A 23352-nucleotide genomic window follows, 5' to 3' on the forward strand; every position below is an offset into this window, starting at 1 on the left:
CGGTAGGCGTGCCCGGCAGGGCAGGACGGTGAGGTCAGGTCCGGTCGGCGCCGCGCCGTTTGCGCAGGACCCCGAACGTGACCGCCGCGGCGAGCAGCACCGCCACGCCCGCGCCGACGCCGATCGGTACGGCGGGCGAGGACGAGTCGGACGAGTCGGCGGCGTTCTCGGTCTTCGGCCCGGCGGCCTTCTTCGCCTGCGGGGACGGGCTCGCGGACGAGCCGAGGTCCGGCAGCGCGGGCAGTTTCGCGTCGGCGTCGAGAGCGACGGCGAGGGAGAGCGGGTCCATCGCGGAGCCCGCCTTGTACATGCCGCCGAACGCCTTGGAGCCGTCGGCGGTGAGCTTCGAGGGCACCTCGGTCAGGGAGATGAGCCCGTCCTTCGGCTTCAGGTCCTTGGCCGCGAAGGTGATCAGCGGGGCCTTCTTCAGCGTGACGCCCTTGCCGCCCCCGTCACCCTTGTCGCCCTTGCTGTCGACGTCCGCGAACAGCGTGCCCTCGCCGTCCTCGTTCACCTTCACGGCGACCTTGCTCAGCGCGAGGTCGAGGCCGTGCTCACCGGTGAAGCGCACGGTGCCGGAGAAGGCCGCGTCGAGTGTCTGCTTCTTCTTGTCGTACGTCCCCTTCCCCTCGGGGAAGCGGAAGAGCGCGCCACCGTCCTCGGCCCCTGCCGACAGTTTCCATTCGCCCTTGGCGATGGAGCCGGTGACGTACTCCCGGAAGGTGCGGCGTACGCCCCAGTCGACGGCGGCGTCCTCGATCCGGCCCGCCTTCGTCTCCTTCTTCCCGGCATCCGAGGACTTCGCGGGCTTCGGCGCGGGCTTCTTCGACTGCTTGTCGGAGCCGGACGGCTTCGCCGCGAGGTCGGCGGAGAGGCTTACCCGGTCGAGCGCGGTGCCCGCCGTGTAGTACCCGGCGAAGGCTTTCGCGCCCTGGGAAGTGAGCGTCGCGGGGAGGTTGTTGAGGGCGATCGGCCCCGAGCCGCCCTTCATGTTGATGCCGGACATGCCGAGCGTCGCGAGCGGCACCTGGGCGTTGGTCGTGACCTTGCCCGTGCCCTTCTCCTTGCTGACCATGTCGGCGTAGAGCGTGCCGGAGCCGCCGGAGATCTTGACGGTGGGGCGGCTGATGGTCAGGTCCAGCTCGTACGAGCCGCCCTTCTTGTGCCCCAGGAAGTGCACTCCTCCGGAGAACCCGGCGCTGAAGGCCCCGCTGTCCGGGTCGTACGAGCCCTTCGCCGAGTGGAAGCGGAACTGGCTGCCGCCGACCGTGGCGGCGCCACCCTGGAGGGTCGAACTCCCCTGGGCGATCGGCCCGGTGACGTAGCTCTGGAACGAGGATTTGATGCCCCAGTCGAGCCGTCCGCCCTGGACCGTGCGGTCCTCGGCGTGCGCGGCGGCCGTGGGAAGCAGTGCTCCGACGAGTGCGGTGAGCACGGCCACGGCTCCGGCGCGGGCGGTGGCTCGCGCCTGTCGTGACGACGACATGGGACCCCTCCAGGTGTAGCTAATGAGGTAAGGCTAACCTAAACTACGATCACCCCGGCTGGAACCCCCATCCCGGCCACCCCGCCTCACACGCCCCACGGCGGGACCTTGGCACCAGCCCCTCAACAGCACGACAGGACGGTGGACTTCGGTGCGTATGCCGCGCTCACTCCGTATCGCCGGCGCGTGGACCGCCGTTCTCGCCCTGGCCCTCACGGGCTGCGGATCGTCCTCGGACGGCGGCGGCGCGTCCCCGAAGGCGAAGTCGGCGGCCTCCGCGCCCGACCGGGTCGAGCCGCTGAAGTCCCGCCACGCCCCCGCGCTCCCCGCGACCGTCACGTCCGCCGACGGCAGGAAGGTCACCGTCGAGGACACGAGCCGCATCGTGCCGCTCACCGGCAGCCTGAACGAGATCGTCTTCACGCTCGGCCTCGGCGAGAACGTCGTGGCGCGCGACATCACCGCGACCTTCGAGCAGGCCGAGAAGCTGCCGGTGGTGACACGTGCGCACGACGTCTCGGCGGAGAGCGTCCTGTCCCTGAAGCCGACGGTCGTCCTCGCGGACACCCTGACGGGGCCCGCGGAGGCCATCGGCCAGATCCGGGACGCGGGCATCCCGCTGGTCGTGTTCGATCCGGCCAAGGGTCTCGACGACGTGGGGCCACGGATCGACGCGGTGGCCAAGGCGCTGGGGGTCGAGAAGTCGGGCGACGAGCTCAGGTCCCGTACGCAGGAGCGCATCGCGAAGGTGCGCGAGTCCATCCCGGCGTCCGCACGCGCCGAAAAGCCGCGCGTCGCCTTCCTCTACCTGCGCGGCTCCGCGTCCGTCTATCTGCTCGGCGGCCGCGAGTCCGGGGCGAGTTCGCTCCTGGAGGCGGCGGGCGCGGTCGACGCGGGCAAGGCGTCGGGGCTGAAGAAGGACTTCACGGCGATCACCAGCGAGGCGCTCGCCAAGGCGGCTCCGGACGCGATCCTGGTCATGTCCAAGGGGCTCGAATCGGTCGACGGCGTGGACGGTCTCCTGAAGGTGCCGGGTGTCGCCGAGACCCCGGCGGGACTCGACCGCCGCATCGTCTCGATCGACGACGGGGTGCTCCTGAACTACGGGCCGCGCACGGACCAGGTCCTGAAGTCCCTGGTGGAGCAGTTGTACGGGGGCAAGAAGTGACCGTCCTGACCAAGGCGGCGGACGCCGGACCGCCCGGGACGGAAGAGGCGACGGCTCCCCCGCGCCGGCGGCGTGGCGCGACAGCCGGCCTGACCGCCGGGCTCACGGCCGCCCTCGTCCTGCTCTGTCTCCTCTCCGCGGGCATCGGCGCGTACGACATCCCCCTCGGGGACGTCATCGGCTCCGTCCAGCACCGGAGCGGTCTCGGCGGGAGCGCGCTCGACCGGGTCGGCGAGAGCGTCCTGTGGAACGTGCGGCTGCCGCGCGTGGCGCTCGCGCTGCTCGTCGGGGCGTCGCTCGGGTGCGCGGGCGCGCTCATGCAGGGCGTGTTCGGCAATCCGCTGGCCGAGCCCGGCGTCATCGGGATCTCGGCGGGCGCGGCCGTCGGCGCGGTGGCGTCGATCGCGCTCGGACTCAGCTTCTTCGGCAACTGGACGGTGACGGTCTGCGCGTTCGTCACCGGTCTCGCCACCGTCCTTCTCGTGTACGTCCTCTCCCGCGACGGCGGGCGCACGGAGGTCGTCACGCTCATCCTCACCGGGATCGCCGCGAACGCGTTCGCGGGCGCCCTGATCGGGCTCTGCATCTTCTTCGCGGACAACGCGCAGATCACCCAGATCACGTTCTGGCAGCTCGGCTCGCTCGCCCAGGCGACCTGGCCGAAGGTGCTCGCCGTGCTGCCGTGCGCGGTGGTGGGCCTGGCCCTGGCGCCGCTGTACGGACGGAAACTGGACCTGCTGGCGCTCGGCGAGCGGCCCGCCCGGCATCTCGGGGTCGACGTCGAGCGGCTGCGGCTCGTGCTCGTCCTGGTGGTGGCGCTGCTGACCGCCGCCGCCGTGGCCGTCGCCGGGATCATCACGTTCGTCGGCCTTCTCGTCCCGCACCTGCTGCGGATGGCGGCGGGGCCCGGCCACCGCTTCCTCCTGCCGGGCAGCGCGCTGGGCGGGGCGGTCGTCCTGGTCGGCGCGGATCTCGCGGCGCGGACGGTGGCGGCTCCGGCGGAGCTTCCGCTGGGGGTGCTGACCGCGTTCGTCGGGAGCCCGTTCTTCTTCTGGCTGCTGCGCAGGACCCGTCGCAAGCAAGGGGGTTGGGCATGATCACGCGGATCGCCGAGCGGCTCTTCTCGTCCGGCCGTGGGCTCGCGCTTCCGGAGCCCTTCGCTCCCGGCGACACGCTCGCCGAGGCGTCGGGGCTCGTGGTGCGGCTCGGGGGGCGTGAGGTGCTCGCGGGGGTCTCCCTCTCCGCCCGCGCGGGCGAGGTGCTCGCCCTGGTCGGGCCGAACGGGGCGGGCAAGTCGACGCTGCTGGCCGCGCTGGCCGCCGATCTTCCGGCCGACGAGGGGGTCGTACGTGTCTGCGGGCGGCCCACCGCGGGCTGGCCCGCGCGGGAACTCGCCCTGCGGCGCGCGGTGCTGCCGCAGGCCGCCGCGCTCTCCTTCCCCTTCGTGGTCGAGGACGTCGTACGGATGGGGCGTGCGCCCTGGGCGGGTACGGCGCGTCAGGACGAGGACGACCTTGCCGTGCGGGAGGCGATGGACGCGACGGAGGTCGGTGAGTTCGCCTCACGTCCCTTCTCCGCGCTGAGCGGGGGTGAGCGGGCGCGGGTCGCGCTGGCCCGGGTCCTCGCCCAGCGGACCCCGCTCCTCCTCCTCGACGAGCCCACCGCCGCGCTCGACCTGCGCCACCAGGAGCTGGTGCTCCGCATCTGCCGGGAGCGGGCGGCCGCGGGGGACGCGGTGGTGGTGGTCCTGCACGATCTCGGCCTCGCGGCGGCGTACGCGGATCGGGTGGCGGTGCTGCGGGGCGGGGCCCTTGCCGCGGAGGGCGCCCCGGGCGAGGTCTTCACGGGCGAACTCCTGAGCGAGGTCTACCGGCAGCCGGTGGAGGTCTTCCCGCACCCGCGGACGGGGGCTCCGCTGGTCGCTCCGGTGCGGGGCTGAGGTCCGAAGCCTCAGCCCGTCCGGCGTTTGAGGACGAACTCGGCGCAGACGGTGATATACGGCACTCAAGGCTTGACCCGCACTTTGCCGTTCGCGCAGGTAAGGGGAGGTTAAGTTAGGTTCCCCTCACCCCGGCCCGCCGCCGGGGTTGTCCGTGAACCGCCTGGAGCCACCATGCACCCCGCCCGCCTCTCCGTCGCCACCGCCATAGCCGCAGCAGCGACCCTCACCGCCGTCACGGGCTGCACCGAGAAGAGCGATGCCAAGGCCGGCGGCAACACCGTCGAGGTGACCGCCACCGACGACAAGTGCGAGGTCTCCAAGACCAGGCTCAGCTCCGGGCACGTCGAGCTCGCCATCGAGAACAAGGGCTCCAAGGTCACCGAGGTCTACCTCCTCTTCCCCGACGACCGCATCGTCAGCGAGCGCGAGAACATCGGCCCCGGCACCAAGCAGAAGCTCACCGCCGAGGTGAAGTCCGGCTCGTACCAGATCGCCTGCAAGCCCGGCATGAAGGGCGACGGCATCCGCCAGAAGATCACCGTCAGCGGCGGCAAGGCCGTCAAGCGCGACCCGCGCCTGGACAAGGCCGTCGCCGACTACCGCGCCTACGCGCAGGAGCAGGCCGACGCGACGCTGCCCAGGACGAAGCTCTTCACCGACGCCGTCCGCGAGGGCGACATCGAGGCCGCCAAGAAGGCGTACTCCAACTCCCGCATCGGCTGGGAGCGCACCGAGCCGGTCGCCGAGTCCTTCGGTGACATCGACCCGAAGGTCGACCTCCGCGAGGACGGCCTGGAGGAGGGCCAGGACCTGGAGAAGGACTGGACGGGCTGGCACCGTCTGGAGCGGGCCCTGTGGAAGGACAAGAAGATCGGTGAGCGCGAGAAGGAGCTCGCCACCCAGCTGGACAAGGACCTCAAGGACTGGCAGAACCGCGTCGGCAGGGCGGAGATCACCCCGACCTCCATGGCCAACGGCGCCAAGGAACTCCTCGACGAGGTCGCCACCGGCAAGGTCACCGGCGAGGAGGAGCGCTACTCGCACACCGACCTCGTCGACTTCAAGGCGAACGTCGAGGGCGCGGAGAAGGCGTACGGGCTGCTGAAGGACGTCGCCTCGGAGAACGACCCGGCGCTGACCAAGGAGCTCGACAAGCAGTTCGCGGCGCTGGACAAGCTGCTCGGCAAGTACCGCCAGGGCGGCGGCAAGGACTCGTACACGTTCACGTCGTACGACAAGCTCGACAAGGCGGACACCAAGGAGCTGTCGGACGGTGTCAACGCGCTCGCGGAGCCGCTGTCGAAGCTGGCTGCCGCCGTCGTGAGCAGCAAGTAGCGGCAAGGGGGCCGGAACACTCATGGCTGAGATCACGCACGACAGCGGGACCGGCACCGACAGCGGGACCGGCACCGCGCCCGGCGGCGGGAACGCCGCCGACTCCGGCTCCCCTTCCCGGCGTTCGCTCCTCGGCTGGGGTGGCGCCGGGCTCGCGCTCGGCGCCGCCGTCACCGGAGGCGCGGTGGCGGTGACCCGGTCCGGGGACGAGGCCGTGCCCGCCGCGTCGGCGGGCGGCGCGGTCGCCTTCCTCGGCAGGCACCAGGCGGGCATCGCGACGCCCGTCCAGGACCGGCTGCACTTCGCAGCCTTCGACGTGAAGACGGACGACCGCGAGCAGTTCGTGCAGCTCCTCAAGGACTGGACGAAGGCCGCCGCGCGGATGACCGCGGGGCACGAGGTCGGTGAGGGTGCCTTCGGCGGTCTCACGGAGGCACCGCCGGACGACACCGGCGAGGCGCTGGGTCTCAAGCCGTCCCGGCTGACGCTCACCATCGGCTTCGGGCCGAGTCTCTTCGCGAAGTTCGGCCTCGCGGACCGGCGCCCCGAAGCGCTCGTCGACCTCCCGAAGTTCCCGGGCGACAACCTCGACAAGTCCCGCGGCGGCGGCGACCTTTGCGTGCAGGCCTGCGCGGACGACCCGCAGGTCGCCGTGCACGCCATCCGCAACCTCGCCCGCATCGGCTTCGGCAAGGTCGCGGTGCGCTGGTCGCAGCTCGGCTTCGGCAAGACGTCCTCCACGACTCCGGGCGCGCAGACGCCTCGTAACCTCTTCGGGTTCAAGGACGGCACCCGCAACATCTCGGGCGAGGACGACGCCGCGCTCGCGAAGCACGTGTGGGTCGGCGAGAAGGACGGGCCCGCCTGGATGGCCGATGGCTCGTACCTCGTCGCCCGCCGTATCCGCATGAACGTCGAGACCTGGGACCGGACTCCGCTCGGCGAGCAGGAGGACATCTTCGGGCGCGACAAGGGCGAGGGTGCCCCGGTCGGCAAGGCCAAGGAGCACGACGAGCCGTTCCTGAAGGCGATGAAGCCGGACTCGCACGTCCGGCTCGCACACCCGGACACCAACGGCGGTGCGACGATCCTGCGCCGGGGCTACTCCTTCACGGACGGCACCGACGGTCTTGGCCGCCTGGACGCGGGGCTCTTCTTTCTCGCGTACCAGCGGGACGTGCGCACCGGCTTCATCCCGGTGCAGCGCAGCCTCGCGCGCGCCGACGTTCTCAACGAATACATCCAGCACGTGGGTTCAGCGGTCTTCGCGATCCCGCCGGGCGTCCGGAACAAGGACGACTGGTGGGGCCGGGCACTGTTCGGCTGAGGCCTGAGGGGATCTGACAGACATGTTCGGCAATTACCTGATCGGCCTGCGCGAAGGCCTCGAGGCCAGCCTGGTCGTCTGCATCCTCATCGCCTATCTGGTGAAGACGGAGCGGCGTGACGCGCTGAAGCCCATTTGGATCGGCATCGGGGTCGCGTGCGGTCTCGCGCTCGGCTTCGGCTGCGCGCTCACCTTCGGTTCGCAGGAGCTGACGTTCAAGGCGCAGGAGGCGCTGGGCGGTTCGCTGTCCATCGTCGCCGTCGCCCTGGTGACGTGGATGGTCTTTTGGATGCGGCGTACGGCACGCCATCTCAAGGCGGAGCTGCACGGCAAACTGGACGCGGCCCTGCAGATGGGCACGGGCGCCCTGGTCGCCACCGCGTTCCTCGCCGTGGGCCGGGAGGGCCTGGAGACCGCGCTGTTCGTGTGGGCCTCGGTGCGCGCGTCGAACGACGGGACGCCGGGTCCGCTGATCGGCGTGCTCCTCGGCCTGCTCACGGCGATCGCGCTCGGCTGGCTGTTCTACAAGGGCACGGTCCGCATCAACCTGGCGCGGTTCTTCACCTGGACCGGCGCGATGCTGGTGGTCGTGGCGGCGGGCGTGCTCGCGTACGGCGTCCATGACCTGCAGGAGGCGGAGTTCCTCGGCGGGCTGCAGAACAAGGCGTTCGACATCAGCGCGACGATCCCGCCGGACAGCTGGTACGGCACGCTCCTGAAGGGCGTCTTCAACTTCCAGCCCGACCCGACGGTTGTCCAGGTCACGGTGTGGCTGCTGTACCTGATCCCGACGCTCGCGTTCTTCTTCGCCCCGGTAGGGTTCGGGCCCGGGAAGGGGAAGGTGAACGCAACGCATGAGCAGGCTTCCAAGGCAGCGCACTCCGATGCGGGGCGGCCGGTCGCGACGGCCGGTCCGGTTCGCGATGGTGGCGTCGACGGTGACCGTACTGACGGTGACGGCGAGCGGCTGCGTGACGGTGCACGGGGAGCGGGAAGTCGTCCCGTCGGCGACGAAGGCTGAGGCCGACCGCGCGCTGAAGGACTTCCTCACCGCGTACAACAAGGCCGAGAAGGCGTACGACCCGGCCCTGGACGCGGCCCGGGTCACGGGTCCGCTGAGCGCCATCAACCAGGCGGGCCTGAAGTCGAAGGGCGCGCGGAACCCGGGCGGCAACCCGAACCAGGTGCCCCTTGAGCTGACGGACGCGAAGTTCTCCATCCCCAAGAAGGCGGGCTGGCCCCGGTGGTTCGTGGCCGACACGAAGTCCAACCGCAGGGGTGACCTGCGCTGGCTGCTCGTGTTCACCAAGGGCAGCAAGGACCAGCTGTGGGAGGCGTCCTACCTGAACCTGGTGTCGCCCGCCAAGATGCCCGAGCTGAAGAAGGACAAGGACGGCTGGGCGGAGCCGGTCGCGGTGGACTCCCCCGCGCTCGCGGTGGCGCCGAAGAACCTCGGCGAGGAGTACACGTCGTATCTGAGGTCGGGCGGCGACACGTTCGCGCCGGGCGACCACACGTCGACGTGGAAGGCGTTCCGCGACAAGAACACCAAGCGCCGCGGCATCGCCGTGCAGTACATCGACGAGCCGCAGAACGAGGGGACGTTCGCCCCGGTGGGCCTGCGCACCCAGGACGGCGGGGCGATGGTCTTCTTCTCCACGCACCACTACGAGAAGCAGACCGCGGCCAAGGGCGTGAATCTCACCGTCGAGCCCGAGGTGAAGCCCCTCATGAAGGGCGAGGTCAAGCAGTCGGTGACGCTGGAGCGGGTCTCCAACCAGGTGGTCCTGGACCCGGCGGGGTCGGGCAAGGTGACGTTCCTCAGCCGCATCCAGGGACTGACGGGCGCGAAGGGCGAGTAGCCGAGGCGGGCGGCCGGGGGCCGGCGGGCGGGTGTCAGCCCCTCATCGGCCAGGCGGCGACGTCGTGCTGGGGCTCGCCGGCGACGCGTGCGCACTCGTCGGTGAGCGTCTCCAGGAGCGTCAGCGGGTCCGGGAGCGCGTGCTCGGGGCCACGGATCCAGTGGACCGCGAGGTCACCGGGCAGCCGCGCGGGCGGCACGAGGACGTACGAACCGCGGCAGTGCCAGCGCAGGCCCGGGTGTTCGTTGGTCGTCTCGGGGTGGCAGTCCAGCTCGCAGGGCCACCACTCGTCCTCGTCCTCGGGGGTGCCGCGGGTGAGGGTGAAGAAGAGCATCCGGCCCTCGTCCATGGTGCCCTCGGACTCGGCGACGGGGCCCACCTCGATGCCGTCGGCAAGCAGCCTGGCCAGGGCCTCGCGTCCGGCGGCAAGCGGCACGTCCAGGACGTCGTGGACCATGCCGGTCGCGGTGATGAAGTTGGCCTGCGGCTGATGCCTGGCCCAGCGCTCGATCTGCCCGCGGTCGGTGGTGGACTGCGTCTGCCAGGCGAAGGAGATGGGGTGCCTGGCGGGGGTGGGACAGCCGATGCGGTCACAGGAACATCGGTACGCGGAGGGGTGCGCGGCCGGTGAGAGCGGCAGACCCGCTGCCGCGGCGGCGACCAGCAGGGCCTCGCGGCTCGCCTCCTCGCCTGCCGTGTCCTCCGGTCGGGGACGCCGGCGAAGCCACTGGGAAATCCTGCTCTGTCCGCCTGACCGGCGGCCGAACTCCGCGCCCATCAATCCCCTCACCTCGCATGTGTGCCGAGAAGCATCTCCCATGGTCGCACCATCCTGCTCCTCGGGGGGCCAGAGCCCACATCCGGGGTAGCTGGGGTGATGCAAGGCGCAGGGTGACATCGCACGTCATTGCGTACTAACCGGTGATTTACCCCCCTACCGTGTTCGCCATGGTCACCAGGACTGTGCTCACGGGACTCTCGGGGCTCATGAGCCTCACCACACTGGCCGTCGCCGCGCCCGCCAGACCGCTGGCCCCGCTCGAATGGGGAGGCGGCCCCCTCACGGTCGAGGCCCTCCCCCGCGTCACCTACACGGCACACCGCGGCGGCGCCCTGGAGGTGCCGGAGAACAGCATGTCGGGCCTGGTGGCGGCGTACAAACGCGGAACGGCGCAGGTCATCGACGTGGACACGCGGATGTTGCGCGACGGCACCCTGGTGGCCATGCACGACGAGACCCTGGACCGTACGACGACGTCCACGGGGCCGGTGAGTTCGCTCACCCTGCGCGAGTGGCGCCGGGTCAGGCTGCGGCCGGGCTCCGGTCTGCCCGGCAGTTGGCGCTCCGAGCGGCCGCCGACGGTCGCCGAGGTCCTGGACCGTTTCGGCGGGCGGATCGTGCTGATGCTGGAGGCGAAGGACCCGCGCAGCCTGCGGCGGCTCGGTTCGCTGATCCGGGCCCGCGGCCTGACGCGCTCGGTGTTCGTGAACTCCAACGACCCCCGCGTCGCCGCCCGGGCCCACCGGATGGGGCTGCTCGCGCAGTTGTGGCGTTCCAAGGCGCAGATGCGCACGGACAGGCCGGAGGGGTGGGCCGGGTTCGTGGACGTCCTCGACGTGGACCACAAGGCGCGGGACGCGGATCTGCTGCGCGCGGTCTACTCCGGGGTCCCCCGGGTGTGGGCGCACACGGTGACCACGCCGAGCCAGCGCGACCGGGCGCTGCGGCTCGGCTGCAACGGCGTGATCACGGACGCGCCGGGGCTGCTGGCGCGGACTCCGGTGAAGGGGGCCAAGGCCGCGAGCACAGCAGGCCTGCGACGGAAGTGGCCGGTCAACTCCCCTTGACCGGCAGTGCGTGACCGGCGGGGCATGGGCGGCGGGAAGCTGTCAGCGGGGCGCGATTCCGTAGAGGGCGTACTCGACGAGCTTGTCGGCGTACTCGTGGGTGAGCGGGCCGGTGCGCTGCAGCCAGCGCTGGGCGAGCGGGCCCGTCCACAGCTCCAGGGCGACGCGGGGGTCCACGCCGGGCGCGACCTGACCGGCCTCCTGGGCGATCTCGATGCGCCGCACGTACATCTGGAGGCCGGGCTCCAGGAGCTTCTCCACGTACTCGGCGCCGAGCTCCGAGTTGAGCATGCCCTCGGCGGCCAGCGCGCGCCAAGGGGCGTCGTACTTGGGGTTCTTGAACTCGTCGACGGTGGCCCGCATGACGAGCTTGAGGTCCGCCTCCAGGTCTCCGGTGTCCGGGATCTCGGTGGGGGCCAGGTCACCCCCCGCGTTGTCGCTCGCCTCCTGGTGGGCCTGTTCGCCGAGGTCCAGGAAGGCGTCGAGCAGGACGGCGCCCTTCGACGGCCACCAGCGGTAGATCGTCTGCTTGCCCACGCCCGCACGGGCGGCGATCGCCTCGATCGTGAGCTTGCCGTACCCGACCTCGGAGACCAGGTCGAGGGCGGCGTCGTAGATCGCGCGGCGCGAGCGTTCGCTGCGGCGCTTGGAGTCAGGGGCGGATTTCGTGGCCATGCCCTCGAATGTAGCAGCGGACGAGCCGAGACGTCCCGTCTCGCAAACACTTGACAAGACGAAACGTCTCGTTCAGAGTAAGCACATCGAAGCGAGACGGTCCGTCTCGTGGAGCGGTGAGCAACTCTCGATCCGGAGGCAGCACATGACGCGAGGCGGAGCAGGAAACATGCTGGGCGTGGGCGGTACGCGCACCAACCTCTCCCGCAAGGCGCTGCGCGGCGGCGGCCGCGGTGGCAAGGTCGGCGGCGGCCTCAGCCCGCAGGCGCAGAAGCGTGAGTTGCTGCGCACCTTGCGGGAAGGCCGCACGGCGCACGGCCGGTCATGACCATTCGGTGAACCACCCGTTCAGATCACAGCGCGAGGGCTCCTCAGACCGCACCATGGGCAGCAACTGCCCCACTCCGGGCAGGAACTGACCACAGCGGTACGTGAGGAGCCCTCGTTGAGTCGTTTTCCTCGTCGCGCCACACCCCGGCGCTATCTGATGTGCTCACCGGCACACTTCAAGGTCACGTACTCCATCAACCCCTGGATGGACCCTTCGAAACCGGTCGACGTCCCCCTGGCCATCGCCCAGTGGGAGGACCTGCGCGACCGCTACCGCTCGCTCGGCCACACCGTCGAGGAGCTCACCCCGCGTCCCGGCCTGCCGGACATGGTCTTCGCGGCGAACGGCGCCACCGTCATCGAGGGCCGCGTGCTCGGCGCGCGGTTCGCCCACCCGGAGCGCGGCCCCGAGGCCGTCGCCCACCTGGAGTGGTTCCGGCAGCACGGCTTCACGGACCTCCACGAACCGGCGCACATCAACGAAGGCGAGGGCGACTTCGCCGTCACGTCCTCGTACGTCCTCGCGGGGCGCGGCTTCCGGGCGAGCCCCCTGTCGCACGGCGAGGCGCAGGAGTTCTTCGGCCGCCCGGTGCTCGGGCTCGATCTCGTCGACCCCCGCTACTACCACCTCGACACGGCCCTCGCCGTGCTCGACGACGCGACGGACGACGTCATGTACTACCCGCCCGCGTTCTCGGCGGGCAGCCAGGCGGTGCTGCGGCGCCTCTTCCCCGACGCGCTGATCGCCGATGAGCCGGACGCGGTGGCCCTCGGCCTGAACGCGGTCTCGGACGGCCTGCACGTGCTGCTCCCGCAGGCCGCGGCCGGTCTCTTCGCACCTCTGCGTGAACGTGGCTACGAACCCGTCGCGATGGATCTGAGCGAGCTGCTCAAGGGCGGCGGCAGCGTGAAGTGCTGTACGCAGGAACTGCGCGGTTAGCTCTCCTGGTGGGGCGGCCAGGGGTCGCCCCACTCCGCGTCGCGGGCCGCGCGGTACAGCGGTCCGTGGCGCTTGGTCACCGTCTCGCGGTGCAGCGTCTCGTTCACCGCGCACAGGTCGAGCAGGACCTGGCCCTTGCGGATCTGCGGCCTGCGGACGACGCGTTCGGGGGCGGGCTCGGCGTCGAACCGCACGGCGGCCACATAACTGAACTTCTCGTCCTCGTACGCCAGTGATCCGCCCTTGACCTTCCGGTGCAGGGAGGAGCGGCTGACGCGGGCGGAGAAGTGGCACCAGTCGTCGCCGGGCACGATCGGGCAGGCGGAGCTGTGCGGGCAGGGCGCGGCCACGCGGAAGCCGGCCGCGATGAGGCGGTCCCTGGCCTCGATGACGCGGGCGTAGCCGTCGGGGGTGCCGGGCTCGACGATGACGACGGCCTGCTGAGCGGCGGCCGCGGCGGCGTCGACGAGGGACCGCCGGTCGTCCTCGGTCAGCTCCTTCAGCACATACGACACGGTGACGAGATCAGTGCTCTCGATGCTGAGCGCCGATCCGATACGAGAGCGCTGCCACTGCGCCGCCTTCAACCAAGGGTTGGCGGCGGCGAGTTCACGCCCCAGGGCGAGGGCGGGCTCGGCCCAGTCCAGAACCGTGACGGGCCGCTCGCCGTCCCAGGTCGCGCTCACCGCCCAGGTGGCCGCGCCGGTCCCGCCGCCGACGTCCACATGACTGCCGGGCGCCCACCCGGCGGGCGCCGCGTCCGCGAGGGCCCCGAGCGCGGAACGCACCGCCTCGAAGGTCGCGGGCATGCGGTACGCGGCGTACGCGGCGACATCCGCCCGGTCCCGCAGAATCGGGGCGTCGGTCGGGGTGACCCCCCGATAATTGGCGATCAGCCGCTCAACGGCCTGCGCGGCCTGCTTGGGCGGCAACCCATCAAGAAGCCCGGCAAGAGCACTACGCAGGGCTTCACCAGGGGACACCAAAAAACTCGGGACGTTCACCAGACGATTCTAGGCGCCCCGCAAGGGGCGCGAAGAACTGCGCGGGCAACCCCCACCGGCCCGCAGGTGACGTACCGCCAAGCCCCCCCAAGCCGAGCCGCAGGCTACCTCGCCCCGCGGGCAAGCCGCGTGGCCGCCCGCGCGCGGGGCCCGCTGTCGGCGGCCCCGCGCCGCGGGTGCACCGTGTTCGCGAGGAGGATCAGGAACGTGTCCGTGGCGGGGTCGATGACCAGGGACGTTCCGGTGAACCCCGTATGCCCCGCCGCCCCCCGCCCCGCCAGCTCCCCCATGAACCACGCCTGGTCGAGCCCGAAGCCGAGCCCCGGCGGCGTCAGCATCAGCTCGACGAAGTCGGGGCCGAGAATCCGCGCCGTACCGTAAGAGCCCCCGCACAGCAGCGCGCGGCAGAAGACCGCGAGGTCACGCGCGGTGGAGAAGAGCCCGGCGTGCCCCGCGACACCACCCAGCGCCCAGGCGTTCTCGTCGTGCACCTCGCCCCGCAGCATCCCCCGGTCGGCCTTCGCCCAGGGCCTGCGCTGGTCCTCGGTGGCGGCGGCGTCGGGACGCGGCCCGAAGCCGGTGGCCGCCATGCCGAGGGGCCGGGTGATGCCCTCCCTGACGAGCACGTCGAGCGGGCGCCGCGTGAGGCGCTCCAGGACGTGCTGGAGGAGCAGCATGTTCAGGTCGGAGTAGAGGTGGTCCCCCGGCGGACTCGACGGAGCCTCCCCCCGCAGCGCGGCAAGACGCGCCGCACCGTCCGGCAGGTCGTACAGCGGGAGTTCGGGCCGCAGCCCCGAGGTGTGCGTGAGCAGCTGCCGCACCGTGATGCCGTGCTCGGCGGCCGCCGTGAACTCGGGGACGTACGCCGAGACCAGCGCGTCGATGCCGAGCGTGCCCCGCTCCAGCTGCTGCATCGCCGCGACGGTCGTGAACAGCTTGGTGAGCGAGGCCAGGTCGAAGGGGGTACCGGTGCGGGTCAACACCTGCTCGGCGGGCGGCAGTTCCACGCCCGCGTCCTTCTCCGGGTCGTACGACGCATAGCGCACCGCGCGGCCCACCGCCTCATGGACGGCGATCACCGGCCCGCGTCCCGCGAGCACGACGGCGCCGGCGCACCAGGGCCGTTCACCGCGCGTCAGTGCGCGCACCTCGCGTACGAGGTGGGCCATCTCGTCCGTGTCGAGCCCCGCGCGGTCCGGCGTCCCGGCGCGCAGCAGGCGTGGCGCGGTCAGTGGTCCGTCCCCTCCTGAGTCGGTCTCGCCGAGAACGCGTGCGAGGGCGAGTTCGCGTGCGAGTTCTGCCAGGGTCGGCACAGTCCCAAGAAGCAGCCGATGGCCGCAAGGCCGCAGACCAGCTGGACGACGGCCATCGGCACCGCCGTGGCCTCGCCCGCGATGCCGACCAGCGGGGACGCGATCGCGCCGACGAGGAACGAGGACGTGCCGAGCAGCGCCGACGCGGAGCCCGCGGCGTGCGGGGTGCGCGTCAGGGCGAGGGCGTTCGTGTTGGGCATCGCGAGGCCCATCGCCGACATCAGGACGAAGAGCCCGGCCGCGACGGGGAACAGCCCGACGTCACCGAAGACGCCCGACGTCATCAGGAGCAGCGCACCGGCGGCGAGGACGATGGCGCCGAGGCCGAAGGAGAGCGCCTTGTCGAGGCTGACCCGGCCCACGAGGACCTTGCCGTTGATCTGGCCGACGGCGATCAGGCCGACGGAGTTCACGCCGAAGAGCAGGCTGAAGGTCTGCGGGGACGCCCCGTAGATCTCCTGGATGACGAACGGCGACGCGGAGACGTACGCGAACAGCGCGGCGAACGCGAAGCCGCCCGCGATCATGTACCCGGTGAAGACACGGTCGGCGAGGAGCGACTTCATGGTGCGCAGCGCCTCGACGGTGCCGCCGCCGTGCCGGTCCTCGGGGGCGAGCGTCTCGGGCAGGCGCCGCCATACCACCACGGTCAGGGCGATGCCGACGACCGTGAGCACGGCGAAGATGCCGTGCCAGTCGGTGAAGCGCAGGACCTGGCCGCCGATGAGGGGCGCGACGACCGGGGCGACCCCGGAGATCAGCATGAGGGTGGAGAAGAAGCGGGCCATCTCCACGCCGTCGTAGAGGTCACGGACGACGGCGCGGGCGATGACGATGCCCGCGGCGCCCGCCAGGCCCTGCAACAGGCGGAAGGCGATGAGGAGTTCGGCGGTGGGCGCGAACGCGCAGATCGCCGTGGCCAGGATGTAGACGAAGAGCCCGATGAGCAGCGGCCTGCGCCGCCCCCACTTGTCGCTCATCGGCCCGACGACGAGCTGCCCGAGCGCCATGCCGGTGAGGCAGGCGGTGAGGGTGAGCTGCGCGGTCGCGGCGGAGGTGTGCAGCGAGCGGGTGACCTCCGGGAGCGCCGGGAGGTACATGTCCATGGAGAGCGGCGGGACCGCGGTGAGGCCGCCGAGCACGAGGGTGACGAGAAGGCCGGTGCGGCGCTGGGCGGTGAGGGCCGTGGCGTCGGATGCCGGGCCCTTCCCGGCCGTCCTGTCCACCGGCCTCTCCACCGTCCGTGACTGCCGTATGAGGGGGCCTTGCGACCCGCTCGTGGTGCGGCTGCCGTGCTCCGGCATGCGGAATCCCTCCCGATTAGGCGTGCGATTACCTATGCTCTCAGCTCAGCTGTGCTGGTCGAGACCATTTCCGTGCTACTGCGCGGTACTCCGCGGCACTCCGGCTGTACGAACAGGGGCCCAGCAGTGGAAGACAACCGTGAGCCCGTGCGTTGGGGCATCCTCGCCACGGGCGGGATCGCCGCATCGTTCACGGCGAACCTCCTCGACATGCCCGACGCGGAGGTCGTCGCGGTCGCCTCGCGGACCGACGCGTCGGCCAAGGCGTTCGCCGAGCGCTTCGGGATACCGCGCGCGTACGGCGAGTGGGGCGCGCTCGCCGAGGACAAGGACGTCGACGTCGTGTACGTGGCGACGCCGCACGCCTCGCACCGGGCGGCGGCCGGCCTCTGCCTGGAGTCCGGCCGCTCGGTGCTCTGCGAGAAGGCGTTCACGCTGAACGCGCGCGAGGCGGCGGAGCTGGTGACGCTCGCCCGGCAGCGCGGCCTCTTCCTGATGGAGGCCATGTGGATGTACTGCCATCCGCTGATCCGGCGGATGAAGGCGCTGGTCGACGAGGGGGCGATCGGCGAGGTGCGGACCGTGCAGGCCGACTTCGGCCTCGCGGGCCCCTTCCCGCCCGCGCACCGGCTCCGTGACCCGGCACAGGGCGGTGGCTCGCTGCTCGATCTCGGCGTGTACCCGGTGTCGTTCGCGCAGCTGCTGCTCGGGGAGCCCTCGGGGGTGAGTGCGAGAGCGACGCTCTCGGAGGAGGGCGTCGATCTCCAGACGGGAATGCTGCTCTCGTACGAGAGCGGTGCTCACGCTCTGTTGCACTGCTCCATCAACGCGGGCACCCCCGTCACCGCGTCCGTCACCGGTTCGCGGGGCCGCATCGACATCCCGAACGGCTTCTTCTTCCCGGAGAGCTTCGTGCTGCACCGCGACGGCCGCGACCCGGAGGAGTTCACGGCCTCCCCCGAGTACGGCCCCCGCGACAGCCTCAAGCACGAGGCCGCCGAGGTCATGCACCGCCTGCGCGCGGGCGACACCGAGTCACCGCTCGTCCCGCTGGACGGCACCCTCGCGGTGATGCGCACCCTGGACACGGTGCGGGAGCGGATCGGGGTGCGCTACCCGGGCGAGTGAGCGCACCCCGGGTCCGGCCCGCGGGGGTCACGCGGGCTTCAGCCCCGGGTTCCCCGCCTCCGTCACGAAGGAGGCCGCCGTCTTGATGGGCGCTCCCGGCGTGGTCACCGCCGACACCGTCTTGAAGTCGGCGCGCGCGGAGCCCTGGCCGAGGTCCACGGTCACATAGCCGCGGCGCCCGTTGTAGAACTTCATGTGCGGGTTGGCCTTGGTGTAGGTGTCCCAGGTCGCGGGCTTGTCGGCGCCGTCCTTGCCGCTCGCGATGGACGTGGCGACGATCTCGGTGCCGACCGTCTTGGACGCCTGGTCGTCGAAGTCGGCCTTGATGTCGTAGGCGTACCCCACGTGCACGTCGCCCGTGAGCACCATCAGGTTCTTGATCCCGGCCGACGCCGCGCCCGCGAGGACACGGTCGCGGGAGGCCGGGTAGCCGTCCCAGGCGTCCATGCTGAGCTTCGCCACCGCGTTGAGGTCCAGCTTGCGCTGCGAGAAGTTGACCTGCTGCGGCATGACGTTCCACACCGCCTTCGAGTTGCGCCAGCCGTCGATGAGCCAGCGCTCCTGGGTGGCCCCGGTGATGCTGCGCTTCGGGTCGGTCGACTCCGGCCCCGGGATGTCAGCGCCGTCGCCGTACGCCTGGTTGGAGCGGTACTGCCGGGTGTCCAGGATGTCGAACTGCGCGAGCAGGCCCCACTGCACACGGCGGTAGAGCTGCAGGTCGGGGCCGACGGGCTGCTGGGGGCTGCGCAGCGGCAGGTTCTCCCAGTACGCGCGGTAGGCGGCGGCGCGGCGCACCAGGAACTCGGCGGGCGGGTTGCCGTTCTCGTCGAGGTCGTCCGCGTAGTTGTTCTCGGTCTCGTGGTCGTCCCAGGTGACGACGAAGGGGTGCGCCGCGTGCGAGGCCCGCAGATCGGGGTCGCTCTTGTAGAGGGCGTACCGCAGGCGGTAGTCCTCCAGGGTCTGCGTCTCGCGGTTGAAGACGGCGGGCAGCGTGCGGTCGGTGTAGTTGCGGGCGCCGCCGGCCGAGTTCACCGCGTACTCGTAGAGGTAGTCGCCGAGGTGGAAGACGACGTCGACGTCGTCCTTCGCCAGGTGTTTGTGCGCGGTGAAGTAGCCGTCGTGGTACGCCTGGCAGGACACCGCGGCGAACTTCAGGGAGCTCGCCTTGCTGCCGGCCGCGGGCGCGGTGCGGGTCCGGCCGGTCTCGCTGATCCACTTCCCCGTCTTGAACCGGAAGTAGTAGGTCCGCCCCGGGTCCAGGAAGCTCACCTCGACGTGCAGCGTGTGGTTGTACTCGGGGTGGGAGATCTCGAAACCGCGTCTGGCGACACGCTGGAAACCGGCGTCGTGGGCAAGCTCCCACTCGACGACGACGCGCTGGTTCGGCAGACCGTTGCCCGGCTCGTACGGGGACGGGGCGAGGCGGGTCCAGAGCAGGACCGAGTCGGGCTGCGGGTCGCCGGACGCGACGCCGAGGGTGAACGGATCGTCGGCGATCCTCCGCGCGTCCATCTCGGCGGCGCCCGCGGCGCCCGCTGTCGGCAGATTGGTGGCGAACGCGAGCGCGGCCGCGGCGCCGGTGACGGTCAGGAAGCGCCGGCGGCCCAGGTGGCGCGCGGCGGCTCGAAGCTCGGCTGTGTGCTGCTGGCCTGTGGGTGTCATGTGGCCCTCCCCTGACGATTGGTGTCCTGGGCATGCAAGTGGCGGGGGAAGACGCGCGACTGTCGCGTACACAACACCCAAATGGCGGGCGGATGATGACCCTATAGACACACCTCCCGTACGCTGCGGGGCCATGAACGCTGAGCCAACTGGGCACCCGGCCGGACATCGGACCGGACAGATGAAAACCGCCGTGGTGACCGGCGCGGGATCCGGGATCGGCCGGTCCGTGGCGGTGGAACTGCTGCGGGCCGGATGGTCCGTGGCGCTCGCGGGGCGCCGCAAGGAGACCCTCGAGGAGACGGCGGCGATCGCCGCGGGGGTGTCGGAGGGCGCCGCGGTGCGGCCCGTCCCGCACGCCGAGGGGTCCGCCGAGACGAACGCCCCGGCCGGGACCGACGCCCTGTGCGTGCGCACCGACGTCTCACGGCCCGAGGACGTGGCCGCGCTGTTCGCGGCCGTACGCGACCGCTTCGGCCGGCTCGACCTCCTGTTCAACAACGCCGGTACGTTCGGCCCCGGCGGCGTACCCGTCGACGAACTGGAGTACGACGCCTGGCGGCATGTCGTCGACACGAACCTCAACGGCGCGTTCCTGTGCGCGCAGGCGGCCTTCCGGCAGATGAAGGAGCAGGACCCGCAGGGCGGCCGGATCATCAACAACGGCTCGATCTCCGCGCACGTGCCGCGCCCGCGCTCCATCGCGTACACGGCGACGAAGCACGCGCTGACCGGCCTGACGAAGTCCCTCTCCCTGGACGGCCGCCCCTACCGGATCGCCTGCGGCCAGATCGACATCGGCAACGCGGCGACGGACATGACCGAGCGGATGCAGGCCGGAATCCTCCAGGCCAACGGAGAGCTGGCGCCCGAGCCGGTGATGGACGTGTCGGACGTGGCCCGGACGGTGCGTCACATGGCGGAACTGCCACTGGAGGCGAACGTCCAGTTCGCCACGGTGCTCGCGACGAACATGCCGTTCATCGGGCGGGGTTAGCCCCACCGGCCCGGCAGGGCTCCGGTAGGGCTTTCGTGTCGTGGCCGACCGTGACCCCTCGTTCACGGTCGGCCCACATCTCCACAAACGGAATGGGAAATACCGCGTCAATTACGCGCATCAACCCCCGTATGCTCGGCGTGCCCTCCACGAGAACTGCACATTCAGAGCACACTCGGAGCACACCTTGCGCATACGTTCCGCGGCCCCGGCCGTCCTCGCCGCGGCCGCACTCGCGGCCCCCCTGCTCGCCGCGTCCCCGGCCACGGCGGCCGCTGCCGCACACCAGAGCGGACTGCACCTCGGGTACATCCAGTTCGACAGCCCGGGCCGGGACACCCGTTCCAACTCCTCGCTGAACGCGGAGTGGGTGAACATCCACAACAACTCCGGCTCGGCGATCCAGCTCAAGGGCTACAAGCTGAAGGACAACACGGGCTACACGTACACCTTCGGCAGCTACAAGATCGGCGCGGGCAAGACGGTCAAGGTCCGCACCGGCAAGGGCACCAACGCGTCCGGCGTCCGCTACTGGGGCCGCGGCTCGTACGTCTGGAACAACACCAGCGACAAGGCCCGCCTCATCAAGCCGAGCGGTTCGCTCAAGGACTCCTGCTCCTGGACGAACAGCAACCCCGGCTACAAGAACTGCCACTGACGGCGCATCTGCCACACCTGCGGCATCGCATCCGGAGGGGAGCGAGAGTCACTCCTCCCCTCCCCCGCGCAGGATGCGCTCGACCTCCTCCGCCTCCCCCGCGGTCAGCGGCCCGTGCTCCAGCGCGCCCACGTTCTCCTCGACCTGCGCCACCGTCCGGAAACCCGGGACGGGCACGGCCAGCGGACTGCGGGCCCAGAGCCAGGCGAGCGCGCCCTGCGCGAGAGTCCGTCCGCCGCCGGTCAGCACCGACCGCACCGCCTCCACCCGCCCCAGCCACTCGGGATCGGCGCCCCCGCCCGTGCCGAAGCCCGGCAGCCACGAGGGCGGCGCGCTGCGGATGTCCCCGGCCGCCGGCACGCGCCCGCCGCCGGACTTCCCCGTGAGCAGCCCCATCGCCAAAGGACTGCGCAGCACGCTCGCGAGACCGAACCGCGAGCAGAGCGCCAGCATCTCGGGCGCGTCCTGCAGCACATTGCACCGGTGCTGGATCGCCGTGCAGTGCGGCCCCACGGCGAACAGCGCCGCCCTGGCGGGGTCGTCCGTACTCCATCCGTATGCCCGTACGAGCCCTTCGCGCACGAACTCCTCGCACGCGTCCCGCAGCCGCTCGGCGCTCTCGGGGTCCGCGTCGCCGATGTGCAGTTGGTAGAGGTCGACGTGGTCCGTGCCGAGCCGCTTCAGCGAGGCGGTCAGCGCACGGCGTGCGTACGCGACCGAGTCGTCCGCGCCCCCGACGGCGGTCCGGGTCTCCTCGTCGAAGAGGTTGCCCCACTTCGTGGCGATGACGACGTCGTCCCGGCGCGCACCCAGAGCGCGCCCCAGGACGCGCTCGCTGTGCCCGGTCCCGTAGTTGTCGGCGGTGTCGAAGAAGTTCACGCCGAGGTCGACGGCCCGCCGGATCGCCCGCACCGACTCCTCGTCGTCCACGGCACCCCAGCCGTACGGCTCCCCGTCGGGTCCCGACCACTCGCCGCCGATGGCCCAGCAGCCGAGGCCGAGCGCACTCACCTCGATGCCGCTGCGCCCCAATGTCCTGCGTGTCGTCTCCATGCGCCAGGACGCTAGAAGTTGAAGCGCACGCGAAGGCAAGGCCTGACGGACAGGTTTTCGGTCCCGTCAGACCTGTCCCGTCAGACCTGTCCCGTCAGACCTGTCCCGTCAGACCTGTCCCGTCAGACCTGTCCCGTCAGACCTGTCCCGTCAGGCCTGTCCCGTCTCGAACCGGGAGACCTTCCCGCCGTCGACGGTGAACTGCCACTTCGTCCGCATCTCGCCCCACGTGTCGTTGCGGTACGAGACGAGCAGCGTGCGCCCGCCGTCCGCCTCGCTCTCCACGTCCATGTGGCCGTGGGAGGAGAAGATCTCGCGGTCCGCCCAGTCGGCGACGTCGCGGGCGGAGCCGTCGTCGGCCATCGTCGCGTCCGGCGTGAGGACGGCACGGAAGGCGGCCTCGTCGTGGGCGTTCACGGCGGTCACGAAGGCACGGACCGTCGGGTCCGCGAGCCGGTTTACCTGGATGCTCATGCGCTCACCGTCACATCGCCCGCCCCGCCCCGCCACCGGGCGGGGTCACCCGTACGGCCGCCTGAGCGGGGTGCGCGGGGTGGCTCTGACGGACGGTGGAGTGACGAGCACCCGGCACCCACCCCGCACCCATCCGGCTCCACCCGGTACCGATCCCGCACCACCCGGTACCGATCCCGCACCGACCCCAGGAGACAGCGCCATGACCCGTTCCTGCTTCGACCGACGTGACCTGGGCCTTCTGCTGCTCCGTGTCGGAACCGGCGGTGTCCTCGCCGCCCACGGCGCCCAGAAGCTCTTCGGCTGGTTCGGCGGCCACGGCATCGAGGGCACCGGCGCCTTCATGGAGTCCATCGGCTTCGCGCCCGGCAAGGCGAACGCCGTCGTCGCCGGGCTCGCCGAGGCGGGCGGCGGCACGCTGCTCGCGCTGGGCCTCGCGACCCCCGCCGCCGGTTCCGCGGCGGCAGGCGCCATGGCCGGGGCGACGGCGGTGCACGCCCCCAACGGCTTCTTCAGCCAGGCGGGCGGCTACGAGTACCCCGCCTTCCTCGGCATGGTCGCCGCCACCCTCGCCGTCACGGGCCCCGGCGCCTACTCCCTCGACGACGCGCTCGGCCACTCCTTCAACCGCAACTGGATGGTGCCGGCGGCCCTGGCGGGCACGGCACTCGGCGTGCTCGTCTCGGTGGGCTCGCGCGCGAAGAACGTACGGGAGCAGGAGGTACGGGAGCAGGAGAGCGCGTCGGGACCGGACGACGACTGACGGCCGCTTCACGGCGTACGTTGTCGCCACGTCCTCCCCTGGCGGGAGCCGTTTCCGTGGCTGCGGCGCGCGGGCGAGGTGAT

At 71.3% G+C, this 23352-nt stretch carries 23 protein-coding genes; 14 read left to right on the forward strand and 9 right to left on the reverse strand.

The genetic code is table 11. From position 1 onward, the window contains the following. Positions 1 to 34: 34 nt before the first annotated feature. Complete coding sequence (locus ACWFRU_RS01880; protein WP_453683781.1) at positions 35 to 1486, reverse strand: HtaA domain-containing protein; 1452 nt, start codon at positions 1484 to 1486, stop codon at positions 35 to 37. 157 nt (positions 1487 to 1643) lie between these two features. On the opposite strand from ACWFRU_RS01880, the gene ACWFRU_RS01885 reads away from it, so the two are divergent. The 7 genes from ACWFRU_RS01885 to ACWFRU_RS01915 all read left to right on the forward strand — a co-directional run bounded on the left by ACWFRU_RS01885 (position 1644) and on the right by ACWFRU_RS01915 (position 9120). Further along, a complete protein-coding gene (locus ACWFRU_RS01885; RefSeq protein ID WP_453683782.1) occupies positions 1644 to 2654 on the forward strand; it encodes a heme/hemin ABC transporter substrate-binding protein in 1011 nt (336 codons plus the stop codon). Positions 2655 to 2659: 5 nt separating this feature from the next. Then, entirely contained in the window at positions 2660 to 3751 is a 1092-nt protein-coding gene (locus ACWFRU_RS01890; RefSeq protein ID WP_453684483.1) for a FecCD family ABC transporter permease, read from the forward strand. Next, positions 3748 to 4593, forward strand: a complete 846-nt coding sequence (locus ACWFRU_RS01895; protein ID WP_453683783.1) for a heme ABC transporter ATP-binding protein — start codon at positions 3748 to 3750, stop codon at positions 4591 to 4593. The genes ACWFRU_RS01890 and ACWFRU_RS01895 overlap by 4 nt, the downstream gene beginning before the upstream one ends. Before the next feature lie 174 nt (positions 4594 to 4767). Further along, positions 4768 to 5931 carry an iron uptake system protein EfeO gene (gene efeO, locus ACWFRU_RS01900; protein WP_453683784.1) on the forward strand — a complete coding sequence of 388 codons (1164 nt, stop codon included), beginning with the start codon at positions 4768 to 4770 and terminating at the stop codon, positions 5929 to 5931. 22 nt (positions 5932 to 5953) lie between these two features. Beyond that, a complete protein-coding gene (gene efeB, locus ACWFRU_RS01905; RefSeq protein WP_453683785.1) occupies positions 5954 to 7258 on the forward strand; it encodes an iron uptake transporter deferrochelatase/peroxidase subunit in 1305 nt (434 codons plus the stop codon). 22 nt (positions 7259 to 7280) lie between these two features. Next, positions 7281 to 8279: an iron uptake transporter permease EfeU gene (gene efeU, locus ACWFRU_RS01910; protein ID WP_453683786.1), complete on the forward strand. Its 999-nt coding sequence runs from the start codon at positions 7281 to 7283 to the stop codon at positions 8277 to 8279. Continuing rightward, positions 8182 to 9120, forward strand: coding sequence for a hypothetical protein (locus tag ACWFRU_RS01915; protein WP_453684485.1), 939 nt, complete (start codon positions 8182 to 8184; stop codon positions 9118 to 9120). Before efeU ends, ACWFRU_RS01915 begins: the two co-directional genes overlap by 98 nt. 34 nt (positions 9121 to 9154) lie before the next feature. Here the strand turns inward: ACWFRU_RS01915 and ACWFRU_RS01920 are convergent, their stop codons facing one another. Then, positions 9155 to 9898, reverse strand: a complete 744-nt coding sequence (locus ACWFRU_RS01920; RefSeq protein WP_453683787.1) for a bifunctional DNA primase/polymerase — start codon at positions 9896 to 9898, stop codon at positions 9155 to 9157. Positions 9899 to 10068: 170 nt separating this feature from the next. Here ACWFRU_RS01920 and ACWFRU_RS01925 point away from each other — a divergent pair, with 170 nt between their 5' ends. After that, a complete protein-coding gene (locus tag ACWFRU_RS01925) occupies positions 10069 to 10968 on the forward strand; it encodes a glycerophosphodiester phosphodiesterase (RefSeq protein ID WP_453683788.1) in 900 nt (299 codons plus the stop codon). A gap of 42 nt (positions 10969 to 11010) precedes the next feature. Here ACWFRU_RS01925 and ACWFRU_RS01930 read toward each other — a convergent pair whose 3' ends face one another. Further along, positions 11011 to 11643, reverse strand: coding sequence for a TetR/AcrR family transcriptional regulator (locus ACWFRU_RS01930; RefSeq protein WP_453683789.1), 633 nt, complete (start codon positions 11641 to 11643; stop codon positions 11011 to 11013). A 145-nt stretch (positions 11644 to 11788) separates the two neighbouring features. Between ACWFRU_RS01930 and ACWFRU_RS01935 the strand changes: the two genes are divergently transcribed. Further along, positions 11789 to 11971, forward strand: a complete 183-nt coding sequence (locus ACWFRU_RS01935) for a DUF6243 family protein (protein ID WP_453683790.1) — start codon at positions 11789 to 11791, stop codon at positions 11969 to 11971. A gap of 117 nt (positions 11972 to 12088) precedes the next feature. Then, positions 12089 to 12913, forward strand: coding sequence for a dimethylargininase (gene ddaH / locus ACWFRU_RS01940; protein ID WP_453683791.1), 825 nt, complete (start codon positions 12089 to 12091; stop codon positions 12911 to 12913). On the opposite strand, the gene ACWFRU_RS01945 is transcribed toward ddaH, so the two are convergent. The 3 genes from ACWFRU_RS01945 to ACWFRU_RS01955 form a co-directional block, all read right to left on the reverse strand. Then, on the reverse strand, positions 12910 to 13917 hold the full coding sequence (locus ACWFRU_RS01945; RefSeq protein ID WP_453683792.1) for a small ribosomal subunit Rsm22 family protein: 1008 nt from the start codon (positions 13915 to 13917) through the stop codon (positions 12910 to 12912). The genes ddaH and ACWFRU_RS01945 overlap by 4 nt on opposite strands. 104 nt (positions 13918 to 14021) lie before the next feature. Further along, complete coding sequence (locus tag ACWFRU_RS01950) at positions 14022 to 15086, reverse strand: serine hydrolase domain-containing protein (protein ID WP_453684487.1); 1065 nt, start codon at positions 15084 to 15086, stop codon at positions 14022 to 14024. A 59-nt stretch (positions 15087 to 15145) separates the two neighbouring features. Further along, on the reverse strand, positions 15146 to 16534 hold the full coding sequence (locus ACWFRU_RS01955) for a Bcr/CflA family multidrug efflux MFS transporter (RefSeq protein WP_453683793.1): 1389 nt from the start codon (positions 16532 to 16534) through the stop codon (positions 15146 to 15148). A gap of 126 nt (positions 16535 to 16660) precedes the next feature. On the opposite strand from ACWFRU_RS01955, the gene ACWFRU_RS01960 reads away from it, so the two are divergent. Continuing rightward, positions 16661 to 17662, forward strand: coding sequence for a Gfo/Idh/MocA family protein (locus tag ACWFRU_RS01960; protein WP_453683794.1), 1002 nt, complete (start codon positions 16661 to 16663; stop codon positions 17660 to 17662). A 27-nt stretch (positions 17663 to 17689) separates the two neighbouring features. On the opposite strand, the gene ACWFRU_RS01965 is transcribed toward ACWFRU_RS01960, so the two are convergent. Next, positions 17690 to 19324: an alkaline phosphatase D family protein gene (locus ACWFRU_RS01965; protein WP_453683795.1), complete on the reverse strand. Its 1635-nt coding sequence runs from the start codon at positions 19322 to 19324 to the stop codon at positions 17690 to 17692. Positions 19325 to 19457: 133 nt separating this feature from the next. Here ACWFRU_RS01965 and ACWFRU_RS01970 point away from each other — a divergent pair, with 133 nt between their 5' ends. Together ACWFRU_RS01970 and ACWFRU_RS01975 are read left to right on the forward strand one after the other, a co-directional pair. Then, complete coding sequence (locus ACWFRU_RS01970; RefSeq protein WP_453683796.1) at positions 19458 to 20321, forward strand: SDR family oxidoreductase; 864 nt, start codon at positions 19458 to 19460, stop codon at positions 20319 to 20321. Positions 20322 to 20508: 187 nt separating this feature from the next. Then, complete coding sequence (locus ACWFRU_RS01975; protein ID WP_453683797.1) at positions 20509 to 20979, forward strand: lamin tail domain-containing protein; 471 nt, start codon at positions 20509 to 20511, stop codon at positions 20977 to 20979. 48 nt (positions 20980 to 21027) lie between these two features. Here ACWFRU_RS01975 and ACWFRU_RS01980 read toward each other — a convergent pair whose 3' ends face one another. Next, complete coding sequence (locus tag ACWFRU_RS01980; protein WP_453683798.1) at positions 21028 to 22032, reverse strand: aldo/keto reductase; 1005 nt, start codon at positions 22030 to 22032, stop codon at positions 21028 to 21030. Between the two features lie 150 nt (positions 22033 to 22182). Then, entirely contained in the window at positions 22183 to 22506 is a 324-nt protein-coding gene (locus ACWFRU_RS01985) for a nuclear transport factor 2 family protein (RefSeq protein ID WP_453683799.1), read from the reverse strand. Positions 22507 to 22708: 202 nt separating this feature from the next. On the opposite strand from ACWFRU_RS01985, the gene ACWFRU_RS01990 reads away from it, so the two are divergent. Continuing rightward, on the forward strand, positions 22709 to 23269 hold the full coding sequence (locus ACWFRU_RS01990; protein WP_453683800.1) for a DoxX family membrane protein: 561 nt from the start codon (positions 22709 to 22711) through the stop codon (positions 23267 to 23269). The last annotated feature ends 83 nt before the right edge of the window (positions 23270 to 23352 follow it).

This window comes from Streptomyces sp. NPDC055099 (assembly GCF_053607685.1).

Excerpts from the sequence above, each read along its gene's own strand:
- ACWFRU_RS01985 (WP_453683799.1), bottom strand. The coding sequence starts at position 22,506 with ATGAGCATCCAGGTAAACCGGCTCGCGGACCCGACGGTCCGTGCCTTC.
- ACWFRU_RS01935 (WP_453683790.1), top strand. The coding sequence starts at position 11,789 with ATGACGCGAGGCGGAGCAGGAAACATGCTGGGCGTGGGCGGTACGCGC.
- ACWFRU_RS01915 (WP_453684485.1), top strand. The coding sequence starts at position 8,182 with ATGGTGGCGTCGACGGTGACCGTACTGACGGTGACGGCGAGCGGCTGC.
- ACWFRU_RS01930 (WP_453683789.1), bottom strand. The coding sequence starts at position 11,643 with ATGGCCACGAAATCCGCCCCTGACTCCAAGCGCCGCAGCGAACGCTCG.
- efeO (WP_453683784.1), top strand. The coding sequence starts at position 4,768 with ATGCACCCCGCCCGCCTCTCCGTCGCCACCGCCATAGCCGCAGCAGCG.
- ACWFRU_RS01920 (WP_453683787.1), bottom strand. The coding sequence starts at position 9,898 with ATGGGCGCGGAGTTCGGCCGCCGGTCAGGCGGACAGAGCAGGATTTCC.
- ACWFRU_RS01965 (WP_453683795.1), bottom strand. The coding sequence starts at position 19,324 with ATGACACCCACAGGCCAGCAGCACACAGCCGAGCTTCGAGCCGCCGCG.
- efeU (WP_453683786.1), top strand. The coding sequence starts at position 7,281 with ATGTTCGGCAATTACCTGATCGGCCTGCGCGAAGGCCTCGAGGCCAGC.
- ACWFRU_RS01955 (WP_453683793.1), bottom strand. The coding sequence starts at position 16,534 with ATGCCGGAGCACGGCAGCCGCACCACGAGCGGGTCGCAAGGCCCCCTC.
- ACWFRU_RS01895 (WP_453683783.1), top strand. The coding sequence starts at position 3,748 with ATGATCACGCGGATCGCCGAGCGGCTCTTCTCGTCCGGCCGTGGGCTC.
- ACWFRU_RS01880 (WP_453683781.1), bottom strand. The coding sequence starts at position 1,486 with ATGTCGTCGTCACGACAGGCGCGAGCCACCGCCCGCGCCGGAGCCGTG.
- ACWFRU_RS01970 (WP_453683796.1), top strand. The coding sequence starts at position 19,458 with ATGAACGCTGAGCCAACTGGGCACCCGGCCGGACATCGGACCGGACAG.
- ACWFRU_RS01950 (WP_453684487.1), bottom strand. The coding sequence starts at position 15,086 with ATGGCCCACCTCGTACGCGAGGTGCGCGCACTGACGCGCGGTGAACGG.
- ACWFRU_RS01925 (WP_453683788.1), top strand. The coding sequence starts at position 10,069 with ATGGTCACCAGGACTGTGCTCACGGGACTCTCGGGGCTCATGAGCCTC.
- efeB (WP_453683785.1), top strand. The coding sequence starts at position 5,954 with ATGGCTGAGATCACGCACGACAGCGGGACCGGCACCGACAGCGGGACC.
- ACWFRU_RS01980 (WP_453683798.1), bottom strand. The coding sequence starts at position 22,032 with ATGGAGACGACACGCAGGACATTGGGGCGCAGCGGCATCGAGGTGAGT.
- ACWFRU_RS01990 (WP_453683800.1), top strand. The coding sequence starts at position 22,709 with ATGACCCGTTCCTGCTTCGACCGACGTGACCTGGGCCTTCTGCTGCTC.
- ACWFRU_RS01885 (WP_453683782.1), top strand. The coding sequence starts at position 1,644 with ATGCCGCGCTCACTCCGTATCGCCGGCGCGTGGACCGCCGTTCTCGCC.